Origin of the sequence: Azospirillum thermophilum, from assembly GCF_003130795.1 — a bacterium.
Lineage (GTDB): Bacteria > Pseudomonadota > Alphaproteobacteria > Azospirillales > Azospirillaceae > Azospirillum > Azospirillum thermophilum.
On the sequence record NZ_CP029352.1, the window covers coordinates 753226 to 777451 of the forward strand.

15 protein-coding genes, 4 pseudogenes and 2 CRISPR repeat arrays are annotated in these 24226 nt (G+C 68.5%); of the genes and pseudogenes, 14 read left to right on the forward strand and 5 right to left on the reverse strand.

The annotated features are described in order from the left end of the window. Positions 1 to 16 precede the first annotated feature (16 nt). The 12 genes and pseudogenes from DEW08_RS31935 to tnpC (DEW08_RS03460) form a co-directional block, all read left to right on the forward strand. Positions 17 to 196, forward strand: a pseudogene (locus DEW08_RS31935) (transposase); the annotation flags it as partial. Between the two features lie 170 nt (positions 197 to 366). Next, positions 367 to 1493: direct repeats of the CRISPR family, unit length 29 nt; unit sequence GGATCCCCCGCATGTGCGGGGATAGACCC. Between the two features lie 311 nt (positions 1494 to 1804). Then, a complete protein-coding gene (gene cas3 / locus DEW08_RS03410) occupies positions 1805 to 4396 on the forward strand; it encodes a CRISPR-associated helicase Cas3' (protein ID WP_109324489.1) in 2592 nt (863 codons plus the stop codon). A gap of 271 nt (positions 4397 to 4667) precedes the next feature. Next, a complete protein-coding gene (locus DEW08_RS03415) occupies positions 4668 to 6269 on the forward strand; it encodes a CRISPR-associated protein Cse1 (protein ID WP_109324494.1) in 1602 nt (533 codons plus the stop codon). Next, positions 6253 to 6840, forward strand: coding sequence for a type I-E CRISPR-associated protein Cse2/CasB (locus DEW08_RS03420; RefSeq protein ID WP_109325255.1), 588 nt, complete (start codon positions 6253 to 6255; stop codon positions 6838 to 6840). Before DEW08_RS03415 ends, DEW08_RS03420 begins: the two co-directional genes overlap by 17 nt. Then, positions 6840 to 7970, forward strand: a complete 1131-nt coding sequence (gene cas7e, locus DEW08_RS03425) for a type I-E CRISPR-associated protein Cas7/Cse4/CasC (RefSeq protein ID WP_109324495.1) — start codon at positions 6840 to 6842, stop codon at positions 7968 to 7970. The genes DEW08_RS03420 and cas7e overlap by 1 nt, the downstream gene beginning before the upstream one ends. After that, positions 7967 to 8725: a type I-E CRISPR-associated protein Cas5/CasD gene (gene cas5e / locus DEW08_RS03430; protein WP_109324496.1), complete on the forward strand. Its 759-nt coding sequence runs from the start codon at positions 7967 to 7969 to the stop codon at positions 8723 to 8725. Before cas7e ends, cas5e begins: the two co-directional genes overlap by 4 nt. Then, positions 8722 to 9522, forward strand: coding sequence for a type I-E CRISPR-associated protein Cas6/Cse3/CasE (locus DEW08_RS03435; protein ID WP_109324497.1), 801 nt, complete (start codon positions 8722 to 8724; stop codon positions 9520 to 9522). The genes cas5e and DEW08_RS03435 overlap by 4 nt, the downstream gene beginning before the upstream one ends. Continuing rightward, positions 9516 to 10424 carry a type I-E CRISPR-associated endonuclease Cas1e gene (gene cas1e / locus DEW08_RS03440; RefSeq protein ID WP_109324498.1) on the forward strand — a complete coding sequence of 303 codons (909 nt, stop codon included), beginning with the start codon at positions 9516 to 9518 and terminating at the stop codon, positions 10422 to 10424. The genes DEW08_RS03435 and cas1e overlap by 7 nt, the downstream gene beginning before the upstream one ends. After that, positions 10424 to 10729: a type I-E CRISPR-associated endoribonuclease Cas2e gene (gene cas2e, locus DEW08_RS03445; RefSeq protein WP_109324499.1), complete on the forward strand. Its 306-nt coding sequence runs from the start codon at positions 10424 to 10426 to the stop codon at positions 10727 to 10729. The genes cas1e and cas2e overlap by 1 nt, the downstream gene beginning before the upstream one ends. Before the next feature lie 49 nt (positions 10730 to 10778). Continuing rightward, positions 10779 to 11720: a CRISPR direct-repeat array (repeat unit 29 nt; unit sequence GGTTCCCCCGCAGACGCGGGGATAGACCC). 380 nt (positions 11721 to 12100) lie between these two features. Beyond that, positions 12101 to 12505 (forward strand): IS66-like element accessory protein TnpA, encoded by a 405-nt coding sequence (tnpA, locus tag DEW08_RS03450; protein ID WP_109324501.1) that lies wholly within the window; start codon positions 12101 to 12103, stop codon positions 12503 to 12505. Continuing rightward, entirely contained in the window at positions 12502 to 12855 is a 354-nt protein-coding gene (gene tnpB, locus DEW08_RS03455; protein ID WP_109324502.1) for an IS66 family insertion sequence element accessory protein TnpB, read from the forward strand. Before tnpA ends, tnpB begins: the two co-directional genes overlap by 4 nt. A gap of 70 nt (positions 12856 to 12925) precedes the next feature. Further along, a pseudogene (gene tnpC, locus DEW08_RS03460) lies at positions 12926 to 14521 on the forward strand (IS66 family transposase). On the opposite strand, the gene DEW08_RS03465 reads toward tnpC (DEW08_RS03460), so the two are convergent. Next, positions 14488 to 15249, reverse strand: a complete 762-nt coding sequence (locus DEW08_RS03465; RefSeq protein WP_245985907.1) for a recombinase family protein — start codon at positions 15247 to 15249, stop codon at positions 14488 to 14490. The pseudogene tnpC (DEW08_RS03460) and the gene DEW08_RS03465 overlap by 34 nt on opposite strands. Continuing rightward, positions 15227 to 15406 (reverse strand): hypothetical protein, encoded by a 180-nt coding sequence (locus DEW08_RS30995; protein ID WP_168220252.1) that lies wholly within the window; start codon positions 15404 to 15406, stop codon positions 15227 to 15229. The genes DEW08_RS03465 and DEW08_RS30995 overlap by 23 nt, the downstream gene beginning before the upstream one ends. A gap of 443 nt (positions 15407 to 15849) precedes the next feature. Here DEW08_RS30995 and tnpC (DEW08_RS03475) point away from each other — a divergent pair. After that, positions 15850 to 17167: pseudogene (tnpC, locus tag DEW08_RS03475) on the forward strand (IS66 family transposase); the annotation flags it as partial. A 40-nt stretch (positions 17168 to 17207) separates the two neighbouring features. Here the strand turns inward: tnpC (DEW08_RS03475) and DEW08_RS03480 are convergent. Further along, a protein-coding gene (locus tag DEW08_RS03480; protein ID WP_425429081.1) for an IS3 family transposase occupies positions 17208 to 18376 on the reverse strand; the annotation gives its coding sequence in 2 pieces (ribosomal slippage) (positions 17208 to 18085 and positions 18085 to 18376; 1170 coding nt in all). 57 nt (positions 18377 to 18433) lie between these two features. Here DEW08_RS03480 and DEW08_RS03485 point away from each other — a divergent pair. Continuing rightward, positions 18434 to 18700, forward strand: a pseudogene (locus tag DEW08_RS03485) (transposase domain-containing protein); the annotation flags it as partial. Between the two features lie 174 nt (positions 18701 to 18874). On the opposite strand, the gene DEW08_RS31000 reads toward DEW08_RS03485, so the two are convergent. Both DEW08_RS31000 and DEW08_RS03495 read right to left on the reverse strand, forming a co-directional pair. After that, a complete protein-coding gene (locus DEW08_RS31000; RefSeq protein WP_168220253.1) occupies positions 18875 to 19039 on the reverse strand; it encodes a hypothetical protein in 165 nt (54 codons plus the stop codon). Further along, entirely contained in the window at positions 18982 to 23352 is a 4371-nt protein-coding gene (locus DEW08_RS03495) for a Calx-beta domain-containing protein (protein WP_168220254.1), read from the reverse strand. Before DEW08_RS03495 ends, DEW08_RS31000 begins: the two co-directional genes overlap by 58 nt. Positions 23353 to 24226: the final 874 nt, after the last annotated feature.

Below are 24226 nucleotides of genomic sequence, written 5' to 3' on the forward strand. Positions count from 1 at the left end.
CCAAGAACCTGCGCACAAGCAGCACAGCACGAACCCGCTGGAACGTCTGAACAGCGAGATCGAGCGGAGGACCAAAGCCGCCGGCATCTCCCCCGGGGAAGGGGCGGTCAGCCGCCTCGTCGGTGCATTGCTGCTCGAACCGCACGACGAGTGGGCGGCGTGCCGGCGGTACATGATCATGGAAAGCCTGAATTAGCTGTGCCACCCTCAAGCCGCTGATCCGTTGCCCATTGCAGCGGAGTAGGCCGGCGGCTTCAATTCGCCGAAGAGCACATAGGCCTCCTCAGACAACACGCTCCGGGGGCACACTCCAAAACGGTCTGGTTCTTTGACAAAGTGAATGAAATCAGCGTGGTACGAGGCAGGGGATCCCCCGCATGTGCGGGGATAGACCCAAGCTGACCGGGGGGATGGGTAAGGCCGACGCGGATCCCCCGCATGTGCGGGGATAGACCCGAGGCAACGGGGGTACGTTATTGGGGAGAGGCGGATCCCCCGCATGTGCGGGGATAGACCCACCCCGCGGCGGGCCCGGATGGCGGCCGGTGTGGATCCCCCGCATGTGCGGGGATAGACCCGCCGCGCCTCAGAGCAAGCCGCAGTCTTTCACGGATCCCCCGCATGTGCGGGGATAGACCCCTCCCAGCCGTTCAGAAAGTAGTCGACCAGCAGGATCCCCCGCATGTGCGGGGATAGACCCATGGGGCAGGCGATCGGTTGGCGGCCGGCCGCGGATCCCCCGCATGTGCGGGGATAGACCCGATACGGTCAGCTTCTCCCCGAGACAAAAGCGGGATCCCCCGCATGTGCGGGGATAGACCCGGCATCAAGATCAACGCGAGCCGGCAGGACGCGGATCCCCCGCATGTGCGGGGATAGACCGTCAATGTCCGTCAGTACGCTGAGCGCGCTCGCGGATCCCCCGCATGTGCGGGGATAGACCCGCCACCGCGCCCGGCTCCGGCAGGCTGAGGCCGGATCCCCCGCATGTGCGGGGATAGACCCCTGACGCTGCAGGGCCAGGACGAGCATGGGGCGGATCCCCCGCATGTGCGGGGATAGACCCTGCGCAGACATGCAGTCGACGTACTTGTTCCCGGATCCCCCGCATGTGCGGGGATAGACCCTGGTTGCGGAGCGGCCGATCTTCTTCCGCCTCGGATCCCCCGCATGTGCGGGGATAGACCCAATCGGGTGGCTGCTGCGCGGGAGAGCCGGTGGGATCCCCCGCATGTGCGGGGATAGACCCTCGCAGGCGTCGCAGAAATCAGCCAGTTCCGCGGATCCCCCGCATGTGCGGGGATAGACCCATGACCCCCTTCACGCCGGTCACGTCGGAGACGGATCCCCCGCATGTGCGGGGATAGACCCTCGGCAGGTAGATGCCGCGGGTCGGATTGACGGGATCCCCCGCATGTGCGGGGATAGACCCCTCGCATCCGAGGCGCTGAATGTCGGCCATGAGGATCCCCCGCATGTGCGGGGATAGACCCTCCGCCAGGGCGGCCAGCACGTGCAGCACCAGGGTTCCCCCCGGTATCTGCGGGGGTAGGCCCTTGGGCTTTGCCCCGCCGATCCGGCCGGCGGCGGTTTCCCGCCTGTGCGGGGAAAGCTCTTCGGCATCACCCCTAATTCGGCACCGCTATCTTCGCCCAAAGCGGGACACTGTTGGCTCAACGATCCGCTACTCATCACAAGTAGCGCCGCCAGCACGAGCGTTTCGCTGTTAGGGATTGCCACCATGGAGGCTAACGATCCATAATTTGAAACGATCTCCGTTTGTTCGCGCAAAAAGAATCGCCTTATGGCTGTTGATGTCCGATCCCCCTGGGGAAAGTTTGACGGTCAGTCGGGTGACAGCCATCACCTCGCGCATCATTGCGCCGATGTTGCCGCCTGCTTCGAAGCTATCGCCGGGCTCCCCGTGGTCCGCTCACGGATGGCCGCAGCCGGGGGCGTTCCGTTGTCGCCGCGTGGTCATGCGCGCCTGACGGCTATTGCGTTTCTTCATGACGTGGGAAAGCTGCATCCAGGTTTCCAAGCCAAGGGTTGGCTGCCCGATGCGAATTCCGGCCATCGTCCACCGCCGCGCGGCCATCTTGCCGAGGGCGTGGCACTGCTGATGCGGGACTCCGGTGCGGAGCGGATCTGGCGGCCATTGGGCCTGTCCCATATCGACTGGTGGGATGATCTGCACCCTTTCATTCTGGCCTCCCTTGCCCACCATGGCCGGCCGGTCGACAGCTTGGCGATGAAGGGCGGCTGGGATCCTCAGGCGGTGGCCGGCGCAGTCTACGATCCCGCCGACGGTGCCCGGATCATGGGGACGGCGTTGCGGGCTTGGTTTCCTGACGCCTTCGCTGACGGTGCGCATGAACCTCTCCCTGCTCCACGGCTGCAGCACCTGTTCGCCGGCCTTGTGGCCCTGGCCGACTGGCTGGGGTCCGACACGCGCTTTTTCCCATTCGAGAAGGATTTCCGGGAAGACTACATCGCGACGGCCCGAGCAAGGGCCGCCGAAGCGGTATCGCGGATCGGTCTTTACGTTGAAACGGTGCGTCGGCTTGCCACCGGACGAGCGGGCTTCACCGATCTTACCGGCTTCGTGGCTCCAGCCCCCCACCAGCAGGCGGTTGCGGAGGTGGCTGCTGATCAACGGCTGGTGATTTTGGAAGCCGAAACCGGGGCGGGTAAGACCGAGGCCGCCTTCTGGCGTTTCGCCCGGCTGTTCGCTGCGGGTGCGGTCGATGGCCTTTATTTTGCCTTGCCCACCCGCTCTGCCGCCATTCAGATTCATGGCCGGGTGAACCGGATGCTGGAACGGTTGACCGGGGCTGGCGGGCTGAAGGCCGTGCTGGCGGTTCCGGGCTACCTCAAGGTTGGTGAGGCGGTGGGCGAGGCCCTGCCTCACTGGCAGGTACGCTGGGATGACGCGGGCCTGCGCGCCGATGATGACCTCGCCGCCCGCTGGGCCGCCGAAAACGCCAAGCGCTACCTCGCCGCGCCGGTCGCCGTGGGGACGGTCGATCAAGCAATGTTGGGCGCGCTTCAGGTCAAGCACGCCCACCTCCGCGGCGCCTGCCTGTCCCGCTGCCTGCTGGTCATCGACGAAGTTCATGCCAGCGACCGCTACATGGCCGAGATCCAGGCCAAGTTGCTTGAAAACCATCTCGGCGTGGGCGGCCACGCGCTGTTGATGTCAGCAACATTGGGGTCGTGGGCGCGCACCCGGTGGCTCGGCGGGCGCGGGGCGCCGGACTTCGCCACGGCGGTTGCTGCCCCCTATCCCGCGGTCTGGACACGCGGGGCCGCGGAGCCTCGCGATGTGAACGGACCCGACGCACGGGTCCGCCACAAAACCGTAGCGATGAGTCTGGCGTCCGGTTGGGCACCGGACCATGCCGCACGGCTGGCGCTGGCGGCCGCCCGCGACGGGGCGAAGGTTCTGGTAATCCGCAACACCGTCAAGGCCGCGGTCGCGACCTGGGACGCGATCCGGGAAGCGGACGTCGACGGGCTTTTGCTGCGGGTGGCCGGCGGACCGGCGCTGCATCACAGCCGCTTCGCGGTGGAGGATCGCGAAGTCCTCGACCGCGCGGTGGAAACGGCGCTGGCCCCGGACGAACGGCGGGGTTGCGGCGGCTTGATCGTCGTTGGAACACAGACTGTGGAACAGTCGCTGGACATCGACGCCGACCACCTCATCACCGATCTGTGCCCTGTGGATGTTCTGCTCCAACGGTTGGGGCGACTTCACCGCCGGGCCGGCGTGCTACGCCCGCCGGGGTTCGAGACGCCATCTTGCACGGTGCTTGCTCCGGAAGCGGGGTTGGAGCCGCTGCTGGCTCCGCGCTTCGACAACGGACTCGGCGCGTTCAAGACGAACGGGGCACTGTCCGGCGTCTATATGGACCTGTCCGTGCTGGAATTGACCCGGAGGCTTGTGGCCGAACGGGCGGAATGGACGATCCCCGAACAGAACCGGCTGCTGGTCGAAAGCGCCTTGCACGAGGACTGCATTGAGGCGCTGCACCGCGAGCTCGGGAACCGGTGGAGTGCCTATCGCGAGTGCTTTCTGGGCGGAGGCGACGCCAAGGCACAGGCGGCGAAGGCGGTGGCCTTGTCAACCCGATCCCCCTTCGGTGACGAACCCTTTCCCGACGACGATACCACGATCCGCACCCGCCTGGGTGCCGAGGGAGCGCGGCTGACCCTGCCGCACCCGGCGGTGGGGCCGTTCGGTCGGGAGATCACGGCGCTGACCTTGCCCACCCATTGGTCCCAGGGCCTCGACCCTCGTGCGCCCGTGACGGTCGAATCCTCCGACGGAATGCTCCGCCTGTGCGTCGGTGACCGCTGGTTCCGTTATGACCGGCGGGGGGTAGGACGGTGTTGACAAGGGAGTTGGGTTCACCTACCACTTTTGGAGCGCTTCGTAAACTCCTCTCCAGTTCAGACGTTGGTGAAAATCATGGTGGTTGGTATCTCCTTTGAAATCCGCACCAGACGTTACAGCCTGCTCGTATCGCTGGGCTTCCGTGACTCTGGGAAAGACTATATGTTTCGCCCTACCCAGAACACCTCTGGGGATAGCCCGGTCTGCACCGGCGAGGGCTCGTTTCCCCCGCATTCGCGGGGTATAAAGAGAATCGGCTGGGGGAGGAGAGATGAATAATCTCCTTACTCAGCCGGTCTTTTCGCTGTCCCCTGGCGGTCGGGTCACGCTTCCGGGGCTCATGGCCGCTTTGGCCCGCGACGCGGTGGATGACTTTCCGGCGCTCCGCCCGCATCAGGACCCGGCATGGCATATGTTTCTGGTCCAGTTGGGGGCCATTGCCCTGTACCGGGCAGGGTTGTCCGATCCCCCCGCTGACGAGGACGAGTGGCGCACCCTGTTGCGCGCCCTCACCCCGGATCACCCCAACGACGAGCCCTGGCGTCTGGTCGTAGAGGACTGGAGCCAGCCAGCCTTCCTGCAACCGCCTGTGCCGCCCGGGGTGACGCTGGGCAACGGGGCCGAAACGCCCGACGCCATCGACCTGCTCATCACCGCAAAGAACCACGATCTGAAACAGGCGGTCGCGCGCGGCGCAGGTGCCGAGGATTGGGTGTTCTCGCTCGTGTCGGGTCAGACGGGGGACGGGTACAACGGCGCCGGAAACTACGGCGTCTCGCGGATGAACGGCGGTTCGTCCTCACGCCCGCTGCTGGGGCTGGCACCGGCTGGTCCCGGCAAAACCCTCAGCCCGCGGCCCGGCGCGTGGTTCCGCCGCGATGTCCGGGTGCTACTGGCGGGGCGCGCCGATGCACGGGACGATCCCGACCCGACCGCGCCGAACTTCGCTGAGGACGGCGGGCACGCCCTGCTGTGGTTGCTTCCCTGGCCGGAGGGTGAGCAGCTTCGGCTGGCGCAGCTCGATCCCTGGTACGTCGAGGTGTGCCGACGTGTCCGCCTGTCGGAATCCGCAGGCCGCATCATCGCCCACAAAGGGAACTCCAAGGCGGCGCGCGTGGACGCCAAACAGGCGAACGGCGTTGTCGGCGATCCCTGGGCGCCGGTCCACAAGACCGAGAACAAAAGCCTGACCCTGGCCGGCCGCGATTTCGACTATCGCCTGATGAGCGATCTGCTGTTCTCCGGCAACTGGATTCTTCCCACGCTGGCCCGCCCCGCGCCCTTCGAACCGGCGCGCACGCCTTACCTGCTGGTCGCGGCGGCGTTGGCACGCGGGAACAGCAAGACGGAGGGGTTCAAGCGGCGCGAACTGCCCCTGGACGGACGCGTGGCGCAGGCGATGGCCGACGCGAACGGGCGGCACAGGCTGGAAACCCTCGCCCGGGAACAGGTCGAAGAGATCAAACGCTTCGATAAGGCGCTGCGCGGGGCGCTGGCGGTGGTCGCGGCGGGCGGCGAATGGAACGGTGTCACGAAGGAGCATTACGCCCACGCCGAGGCGACGGGGCTCCGGTTCGACCGCGCCGCCGACGGAATGTTCTTCTCCCATCTCTGGGCGCGCTTCGACGCGCAGGAGACGGGCGGCGAGGCCGTGGCGGCCGCACGCAACGACTTCGCGAAGGCGCTTTGGGCGGCGGCCCGCGCCCTGTTTGATGCCGCCTTGCCGTCCATCCCCTGCCACGCGCGGCTTCGCCCGCGAGCCGAAGCGCGGGCGCGCCGCCGGCTGTGGGGCGACACGGACCTGCGCGCCCATTTTCCAACCCTGTTCGCGCCCCAATCCGAAAAGGTGACCGCCGATGCCACCGCTGAATGAGACCGTAACGGCGATTTCCGCCCGACTTCTCCACCTTGATCCCGGCCCGCTGGCCGAACTGCGGCGGATGGAGCCGGACGGTGTCGGAACCCCGGATTTCTGGCGCTTGGCTGCCGAACATGGCTTCAACCAAGCGCAAATCGGCATCTGGATGCGGATCGTCCGCATCATGGCGATCCTGTCCGACAAGGGCGCGCTGGAAACGCGGGAACCGCTCCACGATTGGAAACGTCCGCTGGGCGCCGCACTCGCCGACGGGGGCGACAAGGACTGGGCTCCCGCACCCGGCGACGAGCCGATCCCCGCGTTGTCGGAGGCCCGCTTCACCCGCTTTCTCGCCCTGCCGCCGGATGAGCGGGGCGAGGCACTGGAACGCATGGCGCGCGCGCTCGCGCGCAGTCGTCGGTCCGGTCATGGCTTGGACTGCGCCGACATCGCAGCGATGCTTCTGTTCCGCGACGATCCCCGTCCGCCCCGGAAGCTCGCGCGCGATTTCTACAACCGCCTTGATGGCGCCAAGCGCCGCGCCGAAGGCGAAAAAGCCGAGAACGAAAAAGAAGGAACCGCCTGATGTCCCGCTCCCGCTTTCTGCAAATCCATACGCTGCACACCTACACCGGCGCCTTGCTGAACCGCGACGACACCGGGCTGGCGAAGCAGCTTCCCTATGGTGGCACCTTCCGCACGCGCATTTCCTCCCAATGCCTGAAGCGGCACTGGCGCAAGGCCGACGACGTGCACGCGCTGTCGGAGATCGACGGCGCCGAGGACTCGTTCCGCTCCCGCGAGCTGGTGACGGAACGTGTGATCGCCCCCTTGCGCGCCGAGTTCCCCAAGGAGGTCATCGACGCCCTGGAGCCGGAACTCCAGAAGGCCGTTTACGGCGAAAAGGCCGACAAGGGCAAGCGCAGCCGCCAGACCCTGCTGCTGGGCGCGCCCGAACTGGCGTGGCTGGCCGGCGAGGCGAAGCGTCTGGCCGCTGAGGCCACCGACGCCAAGGCTGCGAAGACTGGCGTCGCCGACTGGGCCAAGAGCTTCAAGGACAACATCAAGGCGCTGCGCGAGGCGACGGCCCTGCCCGGCGGCCTGACCGCAGCCCTGTTCGGCCGAATGGTCACCTCCGACCCGGCGGCCAACATCGACGCGCCCGTTCACGTCGCCCACGCATTCACCGTTCATGCGCAGGAATCCGAAAGCGACTATTTCACCGCCGTGGACGATCTGAGGAGGGATGAGGACGACAGCGGCGCCGACACCATCCAGGAAACAGAACTGACCTCCGGCCTGTATTACGGCTATGTCGTGATCGACCTGCCGGGCCTCATTGCCAACTGCGGCGGGAATGCCGCTCTCGCCGGGGAGGTCGTCCACAATCTCGTCTACCTGATCGCAGAAGTGTCGCCGGGCGCCAAGCTCGGTTCCACGGCCCCTTATGGCCGGGCGGAACTGATGCTGCTGGAGGCGGGCGACCGCCAGCCGCGCAGCCTCGCCGCCGCCTATCGCAAGGCAATCGCGAACGACCTGGAGGTGGCGGCCGAGACACTGTCCCAGCATCTGGGCAAGCTTGATGGGATCTACGCGACCGGAGAGGCGCGGCGTCACCTGTCGATGGCGGACGCTGCCCCGCCCTCATCCGCGCCGGGATCCTTGGCCGAACTGGCCGACTGGGCGAAGGCGAAGACACTTGAGGCCGCGCAATGAGCGCGGACGCAACCGGCACCGGGCATCGATGGCTGATCCTGCGGCTGGAAGCGCCCTTGCTGGCCTTCGGCGGCGTGGCCATCGACGCCGTGGGGGTGACGCGGGACTTCCCCGCCGTCTCGATGCTGACCGGGCTGTTTGCCAACGCGCTGGGGTGGGACCGGACTGAGGTGGAGGCGCACCAGGCGCTTCAGGACCGTCTGGTCTACGGCGCCCGGCGCGACCGGGCGAACCCCCTCGGCCTCCTGACCGACAGCCAGAACGCGCAGCTGGAGGCGAGGGAGCGCGGCTGGACCACATGGGGCCGCCCGGAGGAACGCGGCGGCGGCGGGCAGGGCATTCACCGGCGGCGGCGCGATTACCACGCCGACGCCTGCATCCAACTGGTGGTCCGCCTTGATCCGGCGGACGGAACGCCGGACCTCGACGCCCTGGCGGCGGCGCTGGAGCGCCCGGCCCGGCCGTTGTTCATCGGTCGCAAGCCCTGCCTTCCCACCCACCCGATCTGGGCGCCGGGAATGGAGGTGACGGCGCCGACCGTCCATGCCGCGCTGTCTTTGCTGGCGCCCGCCGACGATGCCGACGATCCGCCCTGGTCCGCGCTGTGGCCCGCCGACGAAGGGCCGAAAACTGGCCGGAACGTCCATCGCGTGACGGCGCTGGCCGATCGGCGCAATTGGCGCACAGGCCTGCACGGCGGCACCCGGATGGTCGTGGAAGGATGCATCGGCGTCAGCCCGGAGACAGCGCCATGACCGCCCTCCACCTGATCCGCCTGCCCGTGGATATGAAGGCGCTGTTCCGGTGGGCCGCCGAACGGAACCTGGGGCAGACCGACGGCGGCGGCTTCGACGATGGCCGCGTGCTGCACCATCTGCTGTCGGAAGCGTTCGGCAAGGGCCGGCTTCAGCCCTTCCGGCTCGTCGTGGAACCGCGCGGTGGCCGGGGAAGCCTCTACGCCTATTGCCGTGCCGACGCGGCGGGATTGAGGGACGAAGCCCACGCCGTCGCCCCGCCCGAGCATCTTGGAGTGATCGACCTGGCGGCACTGGCGGGCAAGCCGATGCCGGACGATTGGCGGACAGGCCGGCGGCTGGGGTTTGAGATCCGCGCACGTCCGGTGCGGCGGCTGCTAAAGCCACTGGCCGAAGCGGGCAAGCGGCCCTTCGCAGAGGGGGACGAAGTGGACGCCTTCCTGGTCGCGGTCCTGCGCCATCCCGTGGAAGACCGAACTCCGGACCATCCTTCTGGTGGGCGCGAACTGAGCCGGGAGGTGGTTTACGCCGGCTGGCTGGCCGAGCGGCTGGCGGGGGCTGCCACGCTGGCTGCGGTGCGGCTCGACTCCTTTCGGCGCCACGCCGCCAGCCGCAAGGGCCGCCAGGGCGGAGCGGCGACACTGGAGGGACCGGACGCGCTGTTGCGCGGCGAGCTGGAGATTGGCGATCCTGAAGCTTTCCAACTGGCGCTGGAAAAGGGGGTCGGGCGGCACCGGGCCTATGGCTTTGGAATGCTGATGCTGCGGCCGGCCGCTGGCGGATCGACGGGATGCTGAGCGGACGCCTGGGCCTGGACAAGGCCCGCATCCCTCACGGCGACCGGCATGGCCTTCTCTGGCTCGACCGGGGCCGGCTGGAGGTGGAAAGCGGCTGCCTGCGGTTCGTGACCGCTGGCGGCGGCGAACTGGCGGCGGGAGACTACCAAATCCCGCACCAGGGCGTGTCGATTGTTCTGCTCGGCCCCGGATCGAGCGTCACCCACGACGCCCTGCGGCTTCTAGCACGGCACGGCTGTGGCCTTGCCGCGATCGGTGAGGGGGCCGTGCGCGTATACACCGCCCCGCCCCTGATGCCGGACAGTTCCGCCGCCGCGCGGGCGCAGGTGACCTTGTGGGCCGATCGCGAGACCCGGATGGAGGTGGCCCGTGCGATGTATGCGATGCGGTTCGACGAGATTGTCCGGACCCGCGACATCGAGGTGCTGCGGGGACGGGAAGGCGCGCGGATCAAGGAAAGCTACCGGCTGGCCGCAGAACGGTACGGCGTCCCGTGGCGGGGCCGGGACTACGACCGCGCCGCGCCCGATTCCGCCGATCTCGCCAACCAGGCGATCAACCATGCCGCTACCACGATGACCGCCGCCGCGTCGGTGGCCGTCGCGTCCATTGGAGCCATCCCCCAACTCGGTTTCGTTCATGAGGATTCGGGACAGTCGTTCGTTCTCGATATCGCCGACTTGTACCGTCACGACATCACGCTCGACATCGCGTTCGGCGCGGCCAAGGAGGCGATGACAAAGCCCGAATCGGTTGATCGTCTGGTCCGCCGCCGAGCCGCGCGGCTTTTCCGTCGGAAGTCGGTGATCCCGTCCATGATTGACCGGATCAAGACGCTTCTGCGGCTGTCCGGGTCTGACGGTGGGGAGAACAGCCACGATGACGGCAGGGAGACGGGCTGATGCCCATGGTCGTCGTGGTCACACGCGATGTCGAAGACCGCTATCGCGGCTTTCTGGGGTCGGTGATGCTGGAACTCGCCCCCGGCGTCTACGCCCACCCGCGCATGAGCGCCGGTGTGCGCGGCCGTGTCTGGTCAGTGCTGACCGACTGGCATGACTCGCTGCGCCGGGGCGCCATCGTAATGACCTGGGCTGACCGTGCCGCCGACGGCGGCCTCGGCCTCGCTAGCCTTGGTGACCCGCCCAAGGATATCGTTACGCACGGCGCTTTCCTTCTCGTCCGACGCCCCTTGCGGCGAAGCTGACGGCCGGTTCTTTGATAAAGTGAATTAAGTCAGTGTCTTATAGGGCAGAGGTTCCCCCGCAGACGCGGGGATAGACCCGAGGTGAAGCGATGACGATGACAGCCGTCGATGGTTCCCCGCAGACGCGGGGATAGACCCTGACGCCGCCCACGCAGGGCAGGCAGCCTGACGGTTCCCCCGCAGACGCGGGGATAGACCCGCCGCCGCCATTGTCTGCAAAGCCGATGCAGAGGTTCCCCCGCAGACGCGGGGATAGACCCCCGATCGTGCGCACGATCAGCGATCCGGACGCGGTTCCCCCGCAGACGCGGGGATAGACCCATCGTTGATGGGGTGCGGCTGGACCATCGGTCGGTTCCCCCGCAGACGCGGGGATAGACCCAGCCGGATGGTTGGGAACACCGCCAAGGACTTGGTTCCCCCGCAGACGCGGGGATAGACCCCGCACCATGAGCGTGCCGTGCGGGTAGGGTGCGGTTCCCCCGCAGACGCGGGGATAGACCCTTTACCGTCGGTTTCTGGCGCGAGTCGGTCCCGGTTCCCCCGCAGACGCGGGGATAGACCCCTTCTATGGCATCTACGACGCGCCGGATCGGGGGTTCCCCCGCAGACGCGGGGATAGACCCAGCCGCGCGCTGGTGGAGCACTGGCTCCAACGGGTTCCCCCGCAGACGCGGGGATAGACCCTGGATGGCCGTCGCTCCAGTATCCGTCACGGAGGTTCCCCCGCAGACGCGGGGATAGACCCGACCAGCACGTCTCGGTGCTCGGCATCTACGAGGTTCCCCCGCAGACGCGGGGATAGACCCCCGCGCGCCGTCATCGGCGGGAACATGCCGCCGGTTCCCCCGCAGACGCGGGGATAGACCCAAGACAACCTTCCCGAGTCCGTTGGTTGACTGGGTTCCCCCGCAGACGCGGGGATAGACCCCGCAAGAGCACGCCCGAGGAGCTGGCGGCCCTGGTTCCCCGCAGACGCGGGGATAGACCCTCCGGGGCGTTTGTCCGCACCGGTACGGGGAAGGTTCCCCCGCAGACGCGGGATAGACCCTGACTTGGTACGACTTCGACAGCGTTGTTTTCGGTTTCCCTGCAGGTGCGGGGGGAAGAGGCGAACGAGGCAATCGCCCAGCGGGCCGAGGACGAGGCGTTCGCCGCGCTGGATGCGGCTCTGGCAACGCCGCCGGGTGAAGTTGGGGGTGTCGGGAGTGCGTGCGCTGCTGGCGTTCGTCATCGACGAGGCCGAGGGTGACCCGGACCTCAGCCGGAACGGACTGGCTGCGCTGAAGCGTAAGCGGTGTTCTGGCGTCACCTTCCAACGGAAGCAGGGCGGAGCGAAGCTCCCGGATCGCATGATCGGGAGAACGATTTGTGTCTGCGCTCGACCTTACGCTTGACCAGGAGCCCGTGCGGGTGCGCCGGATGGAGGTGATCACCGGCGATGTGGGCCGCCGGACCTGGTCGCCGGAGGAGAAGGAACGGATTCTGGCCGAGGCCGCGGTGCCGGGGGCTGTTGTTTCCGAGGTGGCTCGGCGTCACGGATTGCGGCCCCAGCAAGTGTTCGGCTGGCGCCGGGAAGCGCGTGCCGCCAACCGCTTCCAGGAAGAGGGCTTGGTGTTCGCGCCGGTGGTGCTGGACACCACGCCGCCCCCAGCCGTGCCGAAGGAGCTCCCGGCCATTGAGGTGCGGATCGGCGATGCGGTGGTGCGCGTGCCGGCCGGCATGGACAGCGCCACCGTCAAGGCGGTGCTGGGCGCGGTGAGGGCGTCACGGTGATCGGCATCGAGGGCGCGGTGCGAGTTCTGGTCGCCGCCAAGCCGGTCGACTTCCGCAAGGGCATGGATGGGCTGGCCGCCCTGGTGCAGCAGCAACTGGGGGCGGATCCCTTCAGCGGGGTCGTTTACGTCTTCCGCTCCAAGCGAGCCGATCGGGTGAAACTCCTGCACTGGGATGGCACCGGACTGGTTCTCATCGCGAAGAGATTGGAGGCCGGCCAGTTCCGCTGGCCAGCGATCCGCGACGGCGTGATCCGGCTGACCCCGGCTCAGCTCTCGGCGCTCGTCGAGGGCCTGGACTGGACCCGGGTCCGCGCCGTGCGGGGGCCTCGGCCGACGTCCGCCGGCTGATCTGCGACACAGCGACTCGCCCGCGGCTTCGAGGGCGAAGACCGCAGGCGGTGCGGCTATACTGGCGGACGTGACGACCGCGCCCGAAACCCTGCCCAGCGATCCTGAAGAGTTGCGTGCCCTGCTGCTGGCCGAACGGGTCCGGCATGCCGCGGAGCTGACGGCGGCCCGCTCCTCGGCCGAAGAGGAGATCGCCCGGCTACGCCAGATCATCCGGGAGCTGCAGCGCCATCGCTTCGGCCGGCGGGCCGAGCGCCTTGATCCGGACCAGCTGGCCTTGGCGCTGGAGGACCTGGAGCAGACGCTGGCCGCCAAGGAGGCCGAGCCCGCCGGTTCCGCTGCGGCCAAGCCGGCCCCCTCGGCCCCCGGCGCCGGGTCAATCGCGGCAACCTGCCAGCCGATCTGCCGCGCGAGGAGATCCTCATCGATGTCGCCGACAAGACCTGCCGATGCTGCGGCGGCGCGCTGCATCCCATCGGCGAGGATGTCTCGCAGCGTCTCGACCTCGTCCCGGCCCGCTTCCGGGTGCTGGTGACCCGCCGCCCGAAATACGCCTGCCGCCAGTGCGAGGAGGGCGTCGTGCAGGCCCCGGCGCCGGCGCGCATCGTGGACGCCGGCATCCCCACCGAAGCGCTGATCGCCCACGTTCTGGTGTCCAAGTTTGCCGATCACCTGCCGCTCTACCGCCAAGCCCAGATCTACGCGCGCCAGGGTGTCGATCTCGACCGCTCCACCCTGGCCGACTGGGTCGGGCGGGCGGCGTGGTACCTGCGGCCCCTGCATGAGCGGTTGCTCGCCAACCTGAAGGCGTCGGGCAAGCTGTTCGCCGAGCCCGCAGGGCCAGCGAAGCTACGAGACGACGGCGCCGGTGCTCGACCCCGGACGGGGCGGCACGAAGACCGGCCAGCTCTGGGCCTATGCGCGCGACGATCGCCCCTGGAACGGACCGGAGCCGCCGGCGGTGGCCTACGTCTATGCTCCCGATCGCAAGGCGGAACGGCCAGTGACGCACCTGCAGGGGTTCACCGGCGTGCTCCAGGTCGACGGCTACGCCGGCTATCGCAAGCTGGCCGAGGGCGGAGCCGTGCGCCTCGCGTTCTGCTGGGCGCATGTCCGCCGGGGCTTCTATGATCTCCAGACCGGCGGCTCGGCGCCGATCGCCAGCGAAGCCTTGCGGCGCATCGCCCAGCTGTACGCGGTGGAGGCGGAGATCCGAGGCCGTGCCCCCGAGGCGCGCCGCCGGGAGCGCCAGGCCCGCTCGACGCCGCTGATTGCGGAACTGAGGGCGTGGCTGGAAAAGCAGCTGGCGACGGTGTCGCGCAAATCGACATTGGCCGAGGCGATCCGCTACGCGCTCAGCCGCTGGGAGGGGCTGACGCTGTTCCTCGACGACGGCCGGGTGGAGATCGACAGCAACAGCGTGGAGCGCAGCATCCGCCCGCTGGCCCTCACGCGAAAGAATGCCCTGTTTGCCGGCAGCGACGGCGGCGGCGAGCACTGGGCGACCATCGCGTCGCTGGTGGAAACCTGCAAGCTCAGTAGCGTCAATCCGCAGACCTGGTTCGCCGATGTCCTGACCAAACTCGCCGGCGGACATCCGATCACTAGGCTCGATGAACTGCTGCCCTGGGCCTATGCCCGGCAGGCCGAAACCGCCGTGGCCTGAAAACACCGCTTACGATAGGCCGGCGGCTGCCAGAGGATCTTGCAGGCGGAGAGGTTGCGCTGGACGACCGGAAGCGACAGGCCGGCGGATCGCGCCCACAGGAAGACCTGGCGGGCGCTGCCCAGTTCGCGGAACTTGCGGAACAGCATCCGGATGGCGTCGGCGACGCGCTCGTCCGGATCGATCTCGATCCGCCCGGCCTCACTCCAGCAGTAGCCGGGCGGCAGCGTGAACCGCAGCTCGCCTCTTCGAGCCTTGCCGTCGCGGGCTTCGATGCCGCGCTGGCGCAACAGGCTGAGCTCGTACTCCGACATCGTTCCCTTCAGTCCGAGCAGCAAGCGATCGTTCAACAGCCGTGGATCATAGACCCCGTCCGGATCGATCACCAACGTCCCAGCCAGGGCACAGAGGTCGATGAGGTGGTGCCAATCCCGGCCGTTTCGGGCCAAGCGCGACGCCTCGATGCAATAGACCGCGCCGACCGTGCCGGCGCAGACGGCCGCCGCCAGCTTCTGGAACCCCGGCCGTGCCTCCAGCCCGGACCCGGAGCGGCCGAGGTCCTCGTCGATGATCGCCACGTCGACGAAGCCGGCCGTGCGCGCCGCGTCGGCCAGCGCATATTGCCGGCGGCGGCTCTCGGCGTGGCCGGTCACCTGGCCGGGAGTGGATTGGCGGACATAGATCGCGGCCCCGCGGCCGAGGTGATCAGCGGTGATCTTGAGGCTCATGGCCGCCCTCCTCGTGCTCCGCGCCTGGCCGGGCGCCCGCGGCTTCCAGGAGCAGGTCCGCCAGCGCCCACACCGCTTCGTCCGGGATCACGACGTTCAGGGGTGGGGCGTTGAGATCCAGCGACAGCTGGTTCATCGGCCGCGGTCGTCTGATCATCGGCAACCTCCTCGGTGGGTGGGATGTCCGATGGTGCGTGATCGCCGGCTCGGCTCCGCAAATCCGAGAGAACTGCCGCCAATGCCCCAAGGGCGACGGTGCCGACCTGCGGCGGTCCCAACGCGTCCATCCCCAGGCAGGAGGCCGCGTCGCACATCCAGGCCGGCAGTTCGCGGGCGTTTCCTGGGCGCTCCTCCAGCCAGATCACCGGATGACCGCTGCGGACGGTTCGGCTCACCACCCGGAGCGTCTGCCCGTACAGCGGGTGCCACGGGTATTCGACCCGCGCCGACTCGAATCTGTATGCCGAATGATGCTCGGTCTTGGACTGGCGTCACACCGTGCCGGTGTCGCGGCCGACCGCAGCGGGATGAATGGCAGAAAAAGTGAGGAAAACCGCGGGCTTGGCTGGCCTGGACCCATGATCCGCGATACAATCGGCCATGCGCTTCGACCTCGACAACCTGCCCACTGATCCAGCCCTGCTGCAGCAGATGGTGCGCGATTTGGCCGAGGTCGTGGAGCGCCAGAAAGCCGATCTGGCGGAGTTGGAGGCTCTGCGTCAGCAGCTCCGGCAGATGCAGCGCACCGTCTTCGGGCGCCGCTCCGAACGGCTCGATCCCGATCAGCTCGATCTCGGGTTGGAGGAGCTGGAGGCGGACATCGCCCGGGTCGAGGCCAAACTCGCAGCCCCTGAACTGGAACCGTTGGCCCCTGCGGAACCACCCAGCCGTGGCCGCGACTTGCCCGATGATCTGCCACATCACGATCTCACGCTCGAGCCGCCCGGGCTGGAGTCCGGCGCTGGTGTTTGCCCCTGCTGCGGCGGGGCTTTGCATGAGGCCAGCGAGACGGTGGCCCGGATGATCGACTACGTGCCGGCCCAGGTGCGGGTGCTGCGCATCCGCCGGCCCAAATACGCCTGCCGCGGCTGCGGCACGCTGCATCAGGCGCCGGCCCCGGAGAAACCGATCGCTAGGGGGATGGCGACGCCGGCGATGCTGGCGCACGTCATCACCAGCCGCTACTGCGATCATCTGCCCTTCTACCGCCAGGCGCAGATCCTGGCCCGCAACGGCTTTCCTGTTGACCGCTCGGTTCTGGCGGGCTGGGCGGGACAGGCGTGTTGGTGGCTGGAGGCGCTGCATGAGGAGTTGGCCAAGGCCCTGTTCGCCTCGGCCAAGCTGTTCGCCGAGCCCGAAGGGCCAGCGAAGCTACGACACGCCGATGCCGACGCTGGCGCCGGGAACCGGCCGGGTGAAGACCGGACGGCTGTGGGCCTATGCCCGCGATGACCGGCCCTGGCAGGGGCTGGACCCGCCGGCGGTGATTTACGCCTACACCAGCGATCGCAAAGGCGAACGCCCAGCCGCCCACCTGCGGGAGTTCTGCGGGGTGCTGCAGGTGGACGGTTACGCCGGGTTCGAACGGCTGGCTGCCGGCAATCGGGTCGTGCTGGCGGCCTGCTGGAGCCATGCGCGTCGACGTTTCTACGACCTGGCCGAAAACGGTTCGCCGATCGCCGCCGAGGCACTTCGCCGCATTGCCCGGCTTTACGCGATTGAAGAGCGAATCCGTGGCCGCACGGCCGATGAGCGCCGGCAGCTTCGACAAGCCGAGGCAGCTTCCCAGGTGGCGGAACTGAAGGCGTGGCTGGAGCACGAACTTCCCCGCCTGCCGGGCCGCTCCAAGCTGGCCGAGGCGATCCGCTATGCGCTCGGCCGCTGGAAGGCGCTGTGCGTCTACCTGGATGACGGCCGTGATCTTGCCCCGGTTGGGTGGACACAGGTTCACGCAGATCTTAGCTCGGCCTGTTCGGGGTGATGTATCCGATGGCCGAGTGGGCGCGTTGGCGATTGTAGTAGGTTTCGATGTAGGCGAACACCTCCCGGCGCGCCTGGTCGCGGGTTTCGAACCGAGTACGATGGACCAACTCGACCTTGAGAGTGTGGAAGAAGCTCTCCATGGGAGCATTATCGTAGCAGCAGCCCTTGCGCGACATGGATTGCCGCATCCCGGCCGCCTGCAACAGGTCCCGGTAATCCCGGGAGGCATACTGACTGCCGCGATCGGAATGCTGGATGAGGCCCACGGCTGGCCGTTGACGCTGGATGGCCATGACCAGGGCGGAGGTGGCGAGTTCGGCGCGCATATGGTCGCGCATCGCCCATCCAACGATCTTCCGGGTCGCCAAGTCGAGGAGAGCCGCCAGATACAGCCAGCCTTCAGCGGTGGGCAGGTAGGTGATGTCGGCAAGCCAGACCCGGTTGGGCTCGGCTACCTGGAAGGCCTGGCCCAGCAGATCGGGAGCGACTGGCAGGCCATGGCGGCTGTCGGTCGTGACGGGCCGGAACCGGCGTGCGGCGGCACCCCGGATGCCGTGCCGGCGCATCAGACGCGCCACCCGGCCCCGGCTGGCGGCGACGCCCTCCGCGCGGAGGGCTGCATGCACGCGCGGGCTGCCATAGCGGCCATGGTGGTGACCATGAACACGTCGGACCTCGACCAGAAGCTGTCGGTTGGCGGCGGCCCGCTGGCTTTCCGGCCGCCCACGCCACGCGTAGTAACCGCTGGCGGACACCTCGAGCACCGAGCACATAAGCCGGGTCGGGAACTCGTCCCGGTGGTCCTCAATGAAGCGGAACCTCATCTCAGTGTTTCCGAGAAGATGCTGATGGCCTTTTTTAAAATGTCGCGTTCCTGCCGGACGCGCTCCAGCTCGCGTCGCAGCCTCGCGATCTCCGCCGTCTGCTCATCCGGCTTGGCCGGCATGGCCGTGTCGGATACGGCAGGGGAACCAGACCGTGGGCGCGGCGGGTGGCCTTGGGCTACCCGCCGCCAGTTCCGCAGCACCGAGGCCTGCAGGCCCAACTCCCGCGCCACATGCTCCAGGGGCCGACCGCTCGCTTCCAGCAGGGCAACAGCCTCACGCTTGAACTCGTCCGTGAAGGATCGCCTCGTCTTCGTCATCAGACACCTTCCCGCTCCACTCGGAGCTTAGCTGAGATGTCCACCGAACCGAGGCAAGATCACCGGGTGGAGATGGATACCAACACGGTGGAGCGCTGCATCAGACCGGTAGCCATCGGCCGGAAGAATAGCCTCTTCGCCGGCTCGGAGGGCGGTGGCCATCGCTGGGCGGTGATCGCCTCGCTGGTTGAGACCTGCAAGCTCAACGGCGTCGAGCCGTTCGCCTATCTGCGCGACGTCCTGGAGCGCATGGTGAACGGCTACTCCGCCGCACGCCTTGCCGATCTGCTCCCCTGGAACTGGAAGCCCGCCGTCAACGCCTGATCCGGTGCGATCACGCTCCGCTTACGATGCATCCTTCTCGGCCAGTCAGCACGGATTTCCCTCTTGCGCCCGAGGGGCCGTCCACACATGGTTTCTTCGACGGTCAACGCTGTTCACCGGTATTTGGTGAAAGGGCCGTCCACCACATCACCTCACCTCACGGGTTGGGGCACGTCAGCCGAACCAGCGGCTGACGTCGCCGGTCCGGCCGAGGATGGTGACGCTGGAGCCGGGGCGCAGGTCCAGGATGGTGCTGCCACCCGACACCCGGGCCGACGCGATCACCGTGGCGAGCCCGATCGACGGGTCCGACAGCGCCAGCCGGTCGACGCCCGGCACGAAGTCGGCCACCGCCACGGTGCCGGAGGCGGCGCCGAAAACGAAGAGGTCCGCTCCCTCGCCACCCCAGCCGATGTCGTTTCCCTGGTCGAGGAACAGCAGGTCGTCGCCATCCCCCCGACCAGAATGTCGGCCCCGGCTCCGCCAAAGATCGTGTCGTTGCCGGTGCCGCCGAACAGCGTGTCGTCGCCCTCGCCGCCGTCCAGCGCGTCGGCCCCGGAGCCGCCGTCGGCCACGTCGTTGCCGCCGCCGAGCACCAGAAGGTCGCTGCCCGACCCGCCGAAGACCGTGTCGCTGCCGGCGCCGCCGAACAGCGTGTCGTCGCCCTCGCCGCCGTCCAGCGCGTCGGCCCCGAGCCCGCCGTCGGCCACGTCGTTGCCGCTGCCGAGCACCAGGATGTCGTCGCCCGCCCCGCCGAAGACGGTGTCGTCGCCCTCCTCGGCGAACAGCACGTCGTTGTCCTCGTTTCCGTCGGCCAGGTCGTTGCCGCCGCCGAGGGCGATGAGGTCGTTGCCGGTCCCGCCCGACACGGCGTCCGCGCCGGCACCGCCGGACAGCCGGTCCTCGCCGGAGCCGCCGAACAGGGTGTCCTCGCCCTCGCCGCCGTCGATGACGTCGTTCCCCGAACCGCCATCCAGCATGTCCAGGCCGCCGCCGCCGAAGACGGTGTCGTTGCCGGCGCCCATCCCGACCCTCTGCGCGGCATCGTCGCCGTAGAGCCGGTTGTCGCCCGCCCCGCCGGTGACGATGGCCGGCCCCATGACGAAGGCGAAGTCGATCTCGTCCAACTGCAGCACCGTCCCGACCGGCAGCCCGCCGGCGTCGATCAGCAGCGCCTCCGCAGCGCCGGTGCCGCGGAGCGCGACGGGGGCCGTCGCGCTGCCCTGCGGGGCGGTCGGCACGATGGAGCGCACGGTGAGACCGCTCGGCCCGGCCGGCGAGGCGAAGGCGGCGGCGATGGCCGCGGCCAGCCCGCTCCCGCCGCCGCTCGCGGCGACGCGTTCCTGCAGCACTCCCGCCAGGACCGCGGCCGCCTGCGCCGGGGTCTGCGGCGCCTCCGGCCCGGTCGCCGTCAGGGACAGCCCCGCCGGCAGCGCCGCGGCCAGCAGCGGCGTCGTGCCGTCCGACGCGGTCCCGCCGGTCAGGGACAGCGGCACCGGCGCCGTGCCGCCGGGGGGAACCGCAACGCTGAGCGTCTGCCGGCCGGCGGCGTCGGTCGTCATCTCGACCGCCGCCTGCGGGCCGTTGCCGTCCCCCACCGCCAGGAAGCGGGAGACCACGTCCGTCGCCGCCGAGGTGGTGCCGCTGGACGGATCGACCGCCACCAGCAGGAAGTCGTTGTAGCCGCCGGAGGCCAGCGGCACGGACAGGCTGAAGGCGGTCTCCCCCGCAGCCAGCGTGACGGATCCCGCCAGGGCCTCGCCGCTGTCCAGCCGGCCGTTGTTGTCGGCGTCACGGTAGACCTCCACCCGCGATCCGGCGGCGGCGCTGCCGGTCAGCCGGACGGCCGTGGCGTCATAGGTGACAGCGCCCAGCGCCGGGGCGGGCATGCCGACGACGAGGCGCGCCGTCGATGGGGCGGAGTTCAGGCTGCCCACCGCCGCGTCCACCAGAACATAGGTGACGGTCGCGGTGCCGAGATGGCCGGCGGCCGGCGTGAAGCGCAGGTCGGCGCCGCCGGCCGCCAGGGGCAGCACCGTCCCGGCCGGCCCCAGCAGGATGGCGGACCCGTCGGCCGCGGCGAGCGTGCCGCCGCTCACCGCCAGGATGCGCATGCCGGCGGGCGGCACGCCGTCCGGATCGCTCAGCACGGCCGGCGCGATGCGCAGGTTGGCGGCGGCCGGCCGGCTGTCGCGGATGACCGCGGCGGCCCCGCCGTCCGGGGCGGTCGCCGCCACGTCGCCGCCCGCCGCCGGCAGGGCGGCGACCGGCAGGGTCAGGGTGCCGCTGCGGTCCGGCAGGGCGGGATCGGCGAAGTCGGCCTCCAGCCGGATGGTCGCCACGGTGGCGCCGGGGACGGGCGTCATCGTCAGGGTCGCCAGGACCCGGCCGACCGCGCTAGCGGCCCCGCCCAGCGCCATCGCGCCGTTGCCGAGGTCGGTGACCTGCACCCCGGCGACGGCGGACAGGGCCAGGACGGCGCCGGCCGGCGTCAGCCGCACCGTCACCTGCCCGTCGTCCGGGTTCTCCAGCCGCAGGCCGGACAGTGCGGCCGTCTGCCCGACGATCAGCGCGTCCAGCCGCGGCAGGGTCAGGGAGGTGCCGTTCAGCAGGGCGAAGCTGGCGCTCGCGGTGGCCGGAACGGTGCGGGCGTCGCCATCCTCCACCCGGGCCGTCAGGGTGGCGGTTCCGGCCGTGCCCGCGGTGAAGCCGAGGGTGGCGAGGGTGGCGTTGATCGCGGCGGCCGGCCCGCCGATGGTCAGGCCGCCGGCCCCGTCGGCGGTCACCGCCGCCCCGGCCGCCGCCGCGGCCGACAGGGTGCCGCCGGTGACGCCCAGCCGCAGGGTCAGGCTGTCCCCGTCGGCGTCCGCCACGCTCAATCCCGGCAGGAGCGCCGTCGTGCCGGCCAGCATGTTGGGCAGCGCCGGCAGGGTCACGGTCGGGGAATTCAGCAGCGTCAGCGCGATGCTGCCGCCGGCGTCCGGCGTCGCGGGATCGCCGTCGGAGACGGTGACGCCGATCGAGGCGGCGGTCCGCCCGGCCGTCCCGGTGAAGCCCAGCGTCGCCAGCGAGGCGTTGACCTGCGCCACGCTGCCGCTCACCGTCGTGACGCCGGCCAGGGTGGCGACGGTGGCCGGTCCGCCCACGGTCAGGCTGCCGTTGAGCGGCGTCAGGGTCACGGTGACGGCCGCGCTGTCCCCGTCGGCGACGGACAGGCCGGGGATCGCGGTCGGGCTGCCGGCCAGCAGGGTCAGGGAGGCCGGCGCGCTCAGCCGCGGATCGACCGGGTCCTCGTTGCGGATGGTGCCGGTGGCGGAGGCGGTGGCGATGACGGCGCCGCCCGGGTTGGACAGGGTGACGGTGAAGCCTTCGTCGCTCTCCACGGCCGTGTCGCCGGCGACCTGGACGGTGATGGTCTTGCTGGTCTCTCCCGGCGCGAAGCTGACCGTGCCGGAGGGCAGAACGCCACCGGTGAAGTCCGCGGCGTCGGCCGCGCTCGGACCGCTTCCGGTCACCGCATAGGCGACCGAGGAACTGCCGGTGGTGTCGCCGGAGCGGGTGACGGTGAAGGTGAAGGCAGTCGGTCCGTTGTCGCCTTCCGCCTTGGAGGCATCGGCGGCGGCGATGGTCAGGACGGCGGTCGCTCGGGTGTCCGACAGCAGGACCGGCGGCGCCGTCCCGAAGCGGGCGAACTCGACGCCGGTCAGCGTGGTGGTTCCGCTGCTGCCAACCACCCGGACGGTACCGTCCGCTTCCACTGTGACGGTGTAGGCCGAGCGCTCGCCATCGAAGACCGCAATGTCGGTGCCGGCGCCACCCTGCAGAACGTCGTTGCCCGGCCCGCCGACCAGGCTGTCGTCGCCGTCGCCGCCGTCCAGCGTGTCGTCGCCGTCCTCGCCGTACAGCGTGTCGTTGCCCTCGTCGCCATAGAGCTGGTCCTTGCCGGTCCAGCCGTACAGCACATCGTCGCCGAGGTTGCCGTGGAGCAGGTCGTCGCCGCCCTGCCCGAACAGGGCATCGTTGCCCTCCATGCCGTAGACCCGGTCGTCGCCGTCGAGCGCGAAGATGGTGTCCGCCCCGGCGAGCCCGACCAGAAGGTCGCTGTCCATGGTGGGGGCCAGATTGACGCCCAGTACCGAGAGATGGACCTGCGGGTCGCTGCCGAAGCGGACATATTCGACGTCATGCAGGCTGTCGACGCCGTCGGGCTTGTAGACCAGATAGTCGGTCGGCCCCGGCCGGAGAATGAGATAGGAGGTCCAGGGGCCGGCATAAACGACGACGTCGTCTCCGGCGCCGCCGTCCAGCGTGTCGTTGCCGCTGCCGCTGTCCAGCGTGTCATTGCCGTCACCGCCGAACAGCTGGTCGTGGTCGGCACCGCCCTGCAGCAGATCGTTGCCCGCGCCGCCATACAGCCAGTCGCGGCCGGCGTTGCCGGTCAGCGTGTCGTCCCCGCCGTTGCCGACGATCAGGTCGCTGGAGCTGTTGCCGGTCAGCGTATCGTTGACCGCCCCTCCGATCAGGCCTGGCGCATAATCAAGAGTCAGAAAATTGACGTTTTGATCAGAAAAATAGTACTTATCCGTTAGCAGATAGTACCAGTTGTCCAAAGCGGCAAGAGGATCGCTACCTCCCTCCTTGACCCTAAGCACCAATCCGCCATCATAGAAGCCAAAGTAGTAGGTCGTCGACCAGCCGCTGGGAGCATTCTGAAGCGACACCCTCTCGTCGTAGCGGAACACGCCGTCATCGGTGGTGCCAGCCCGCTCCAAGATAGTGAAGCCGTTTTGCCGGGCTCCAGTTCTGTTTGGCGTGATTGTGGCGATGCCATTTCTATAATTTATATCGTAAACGTAAAGACCAGTAAAGGATGCAACCATATATCATCACCGTCTGTTTTTTTGACGACAGGTCTTATTTCCATCAAGGAGCAACGATTTGTTTTCTTTTTATTTTATGGATTGCTTAGAGCGTTACGCTGAATTGGTGCCGGAAAACACAAGATTTATTTCCTCCCTCTAAGGCGTTATTCGGAGGGTGGAAGCTGTGCCGACAGCAGATCTAGCTCAGGGTAGCCCGCTGCCATATCCGATCGAAAAGGCCGCAGCCACACGCTTTTCACGGGAAACCGGGAGTGTGTCATGCTGTTCTGATCGGTGTCGAGAAAGACTCCATTGCTCGGGAAGGACCTGCGAGTCCTTGAGCGTGGGTTTTGTAGACCGTAATGACGATTATTACCGCTCGTTCCGAAATTGCGCGCGGCGCCACCAAACCTAAGAGCAGTGGCCAACGCTTCCCTCAAACATGCCGGACACGATGGTGTCCATGGGTCCTCTAGGGGCCGATACGACCAGCATTGACCGTCATCTGGACTTCAAATCCGCCTTCCCGTTTGCGAGCGTGTTGAGACAGGATGTCACCTCCGCGCCTGCGCTGCTCCATATGCTTGCTTAAGGTCAGTGTAGTAGCTCAGGATTGCACAAGTCCAGGTGGCGTCGTTGCCGAATTGTAGCCAAATGCGACAAA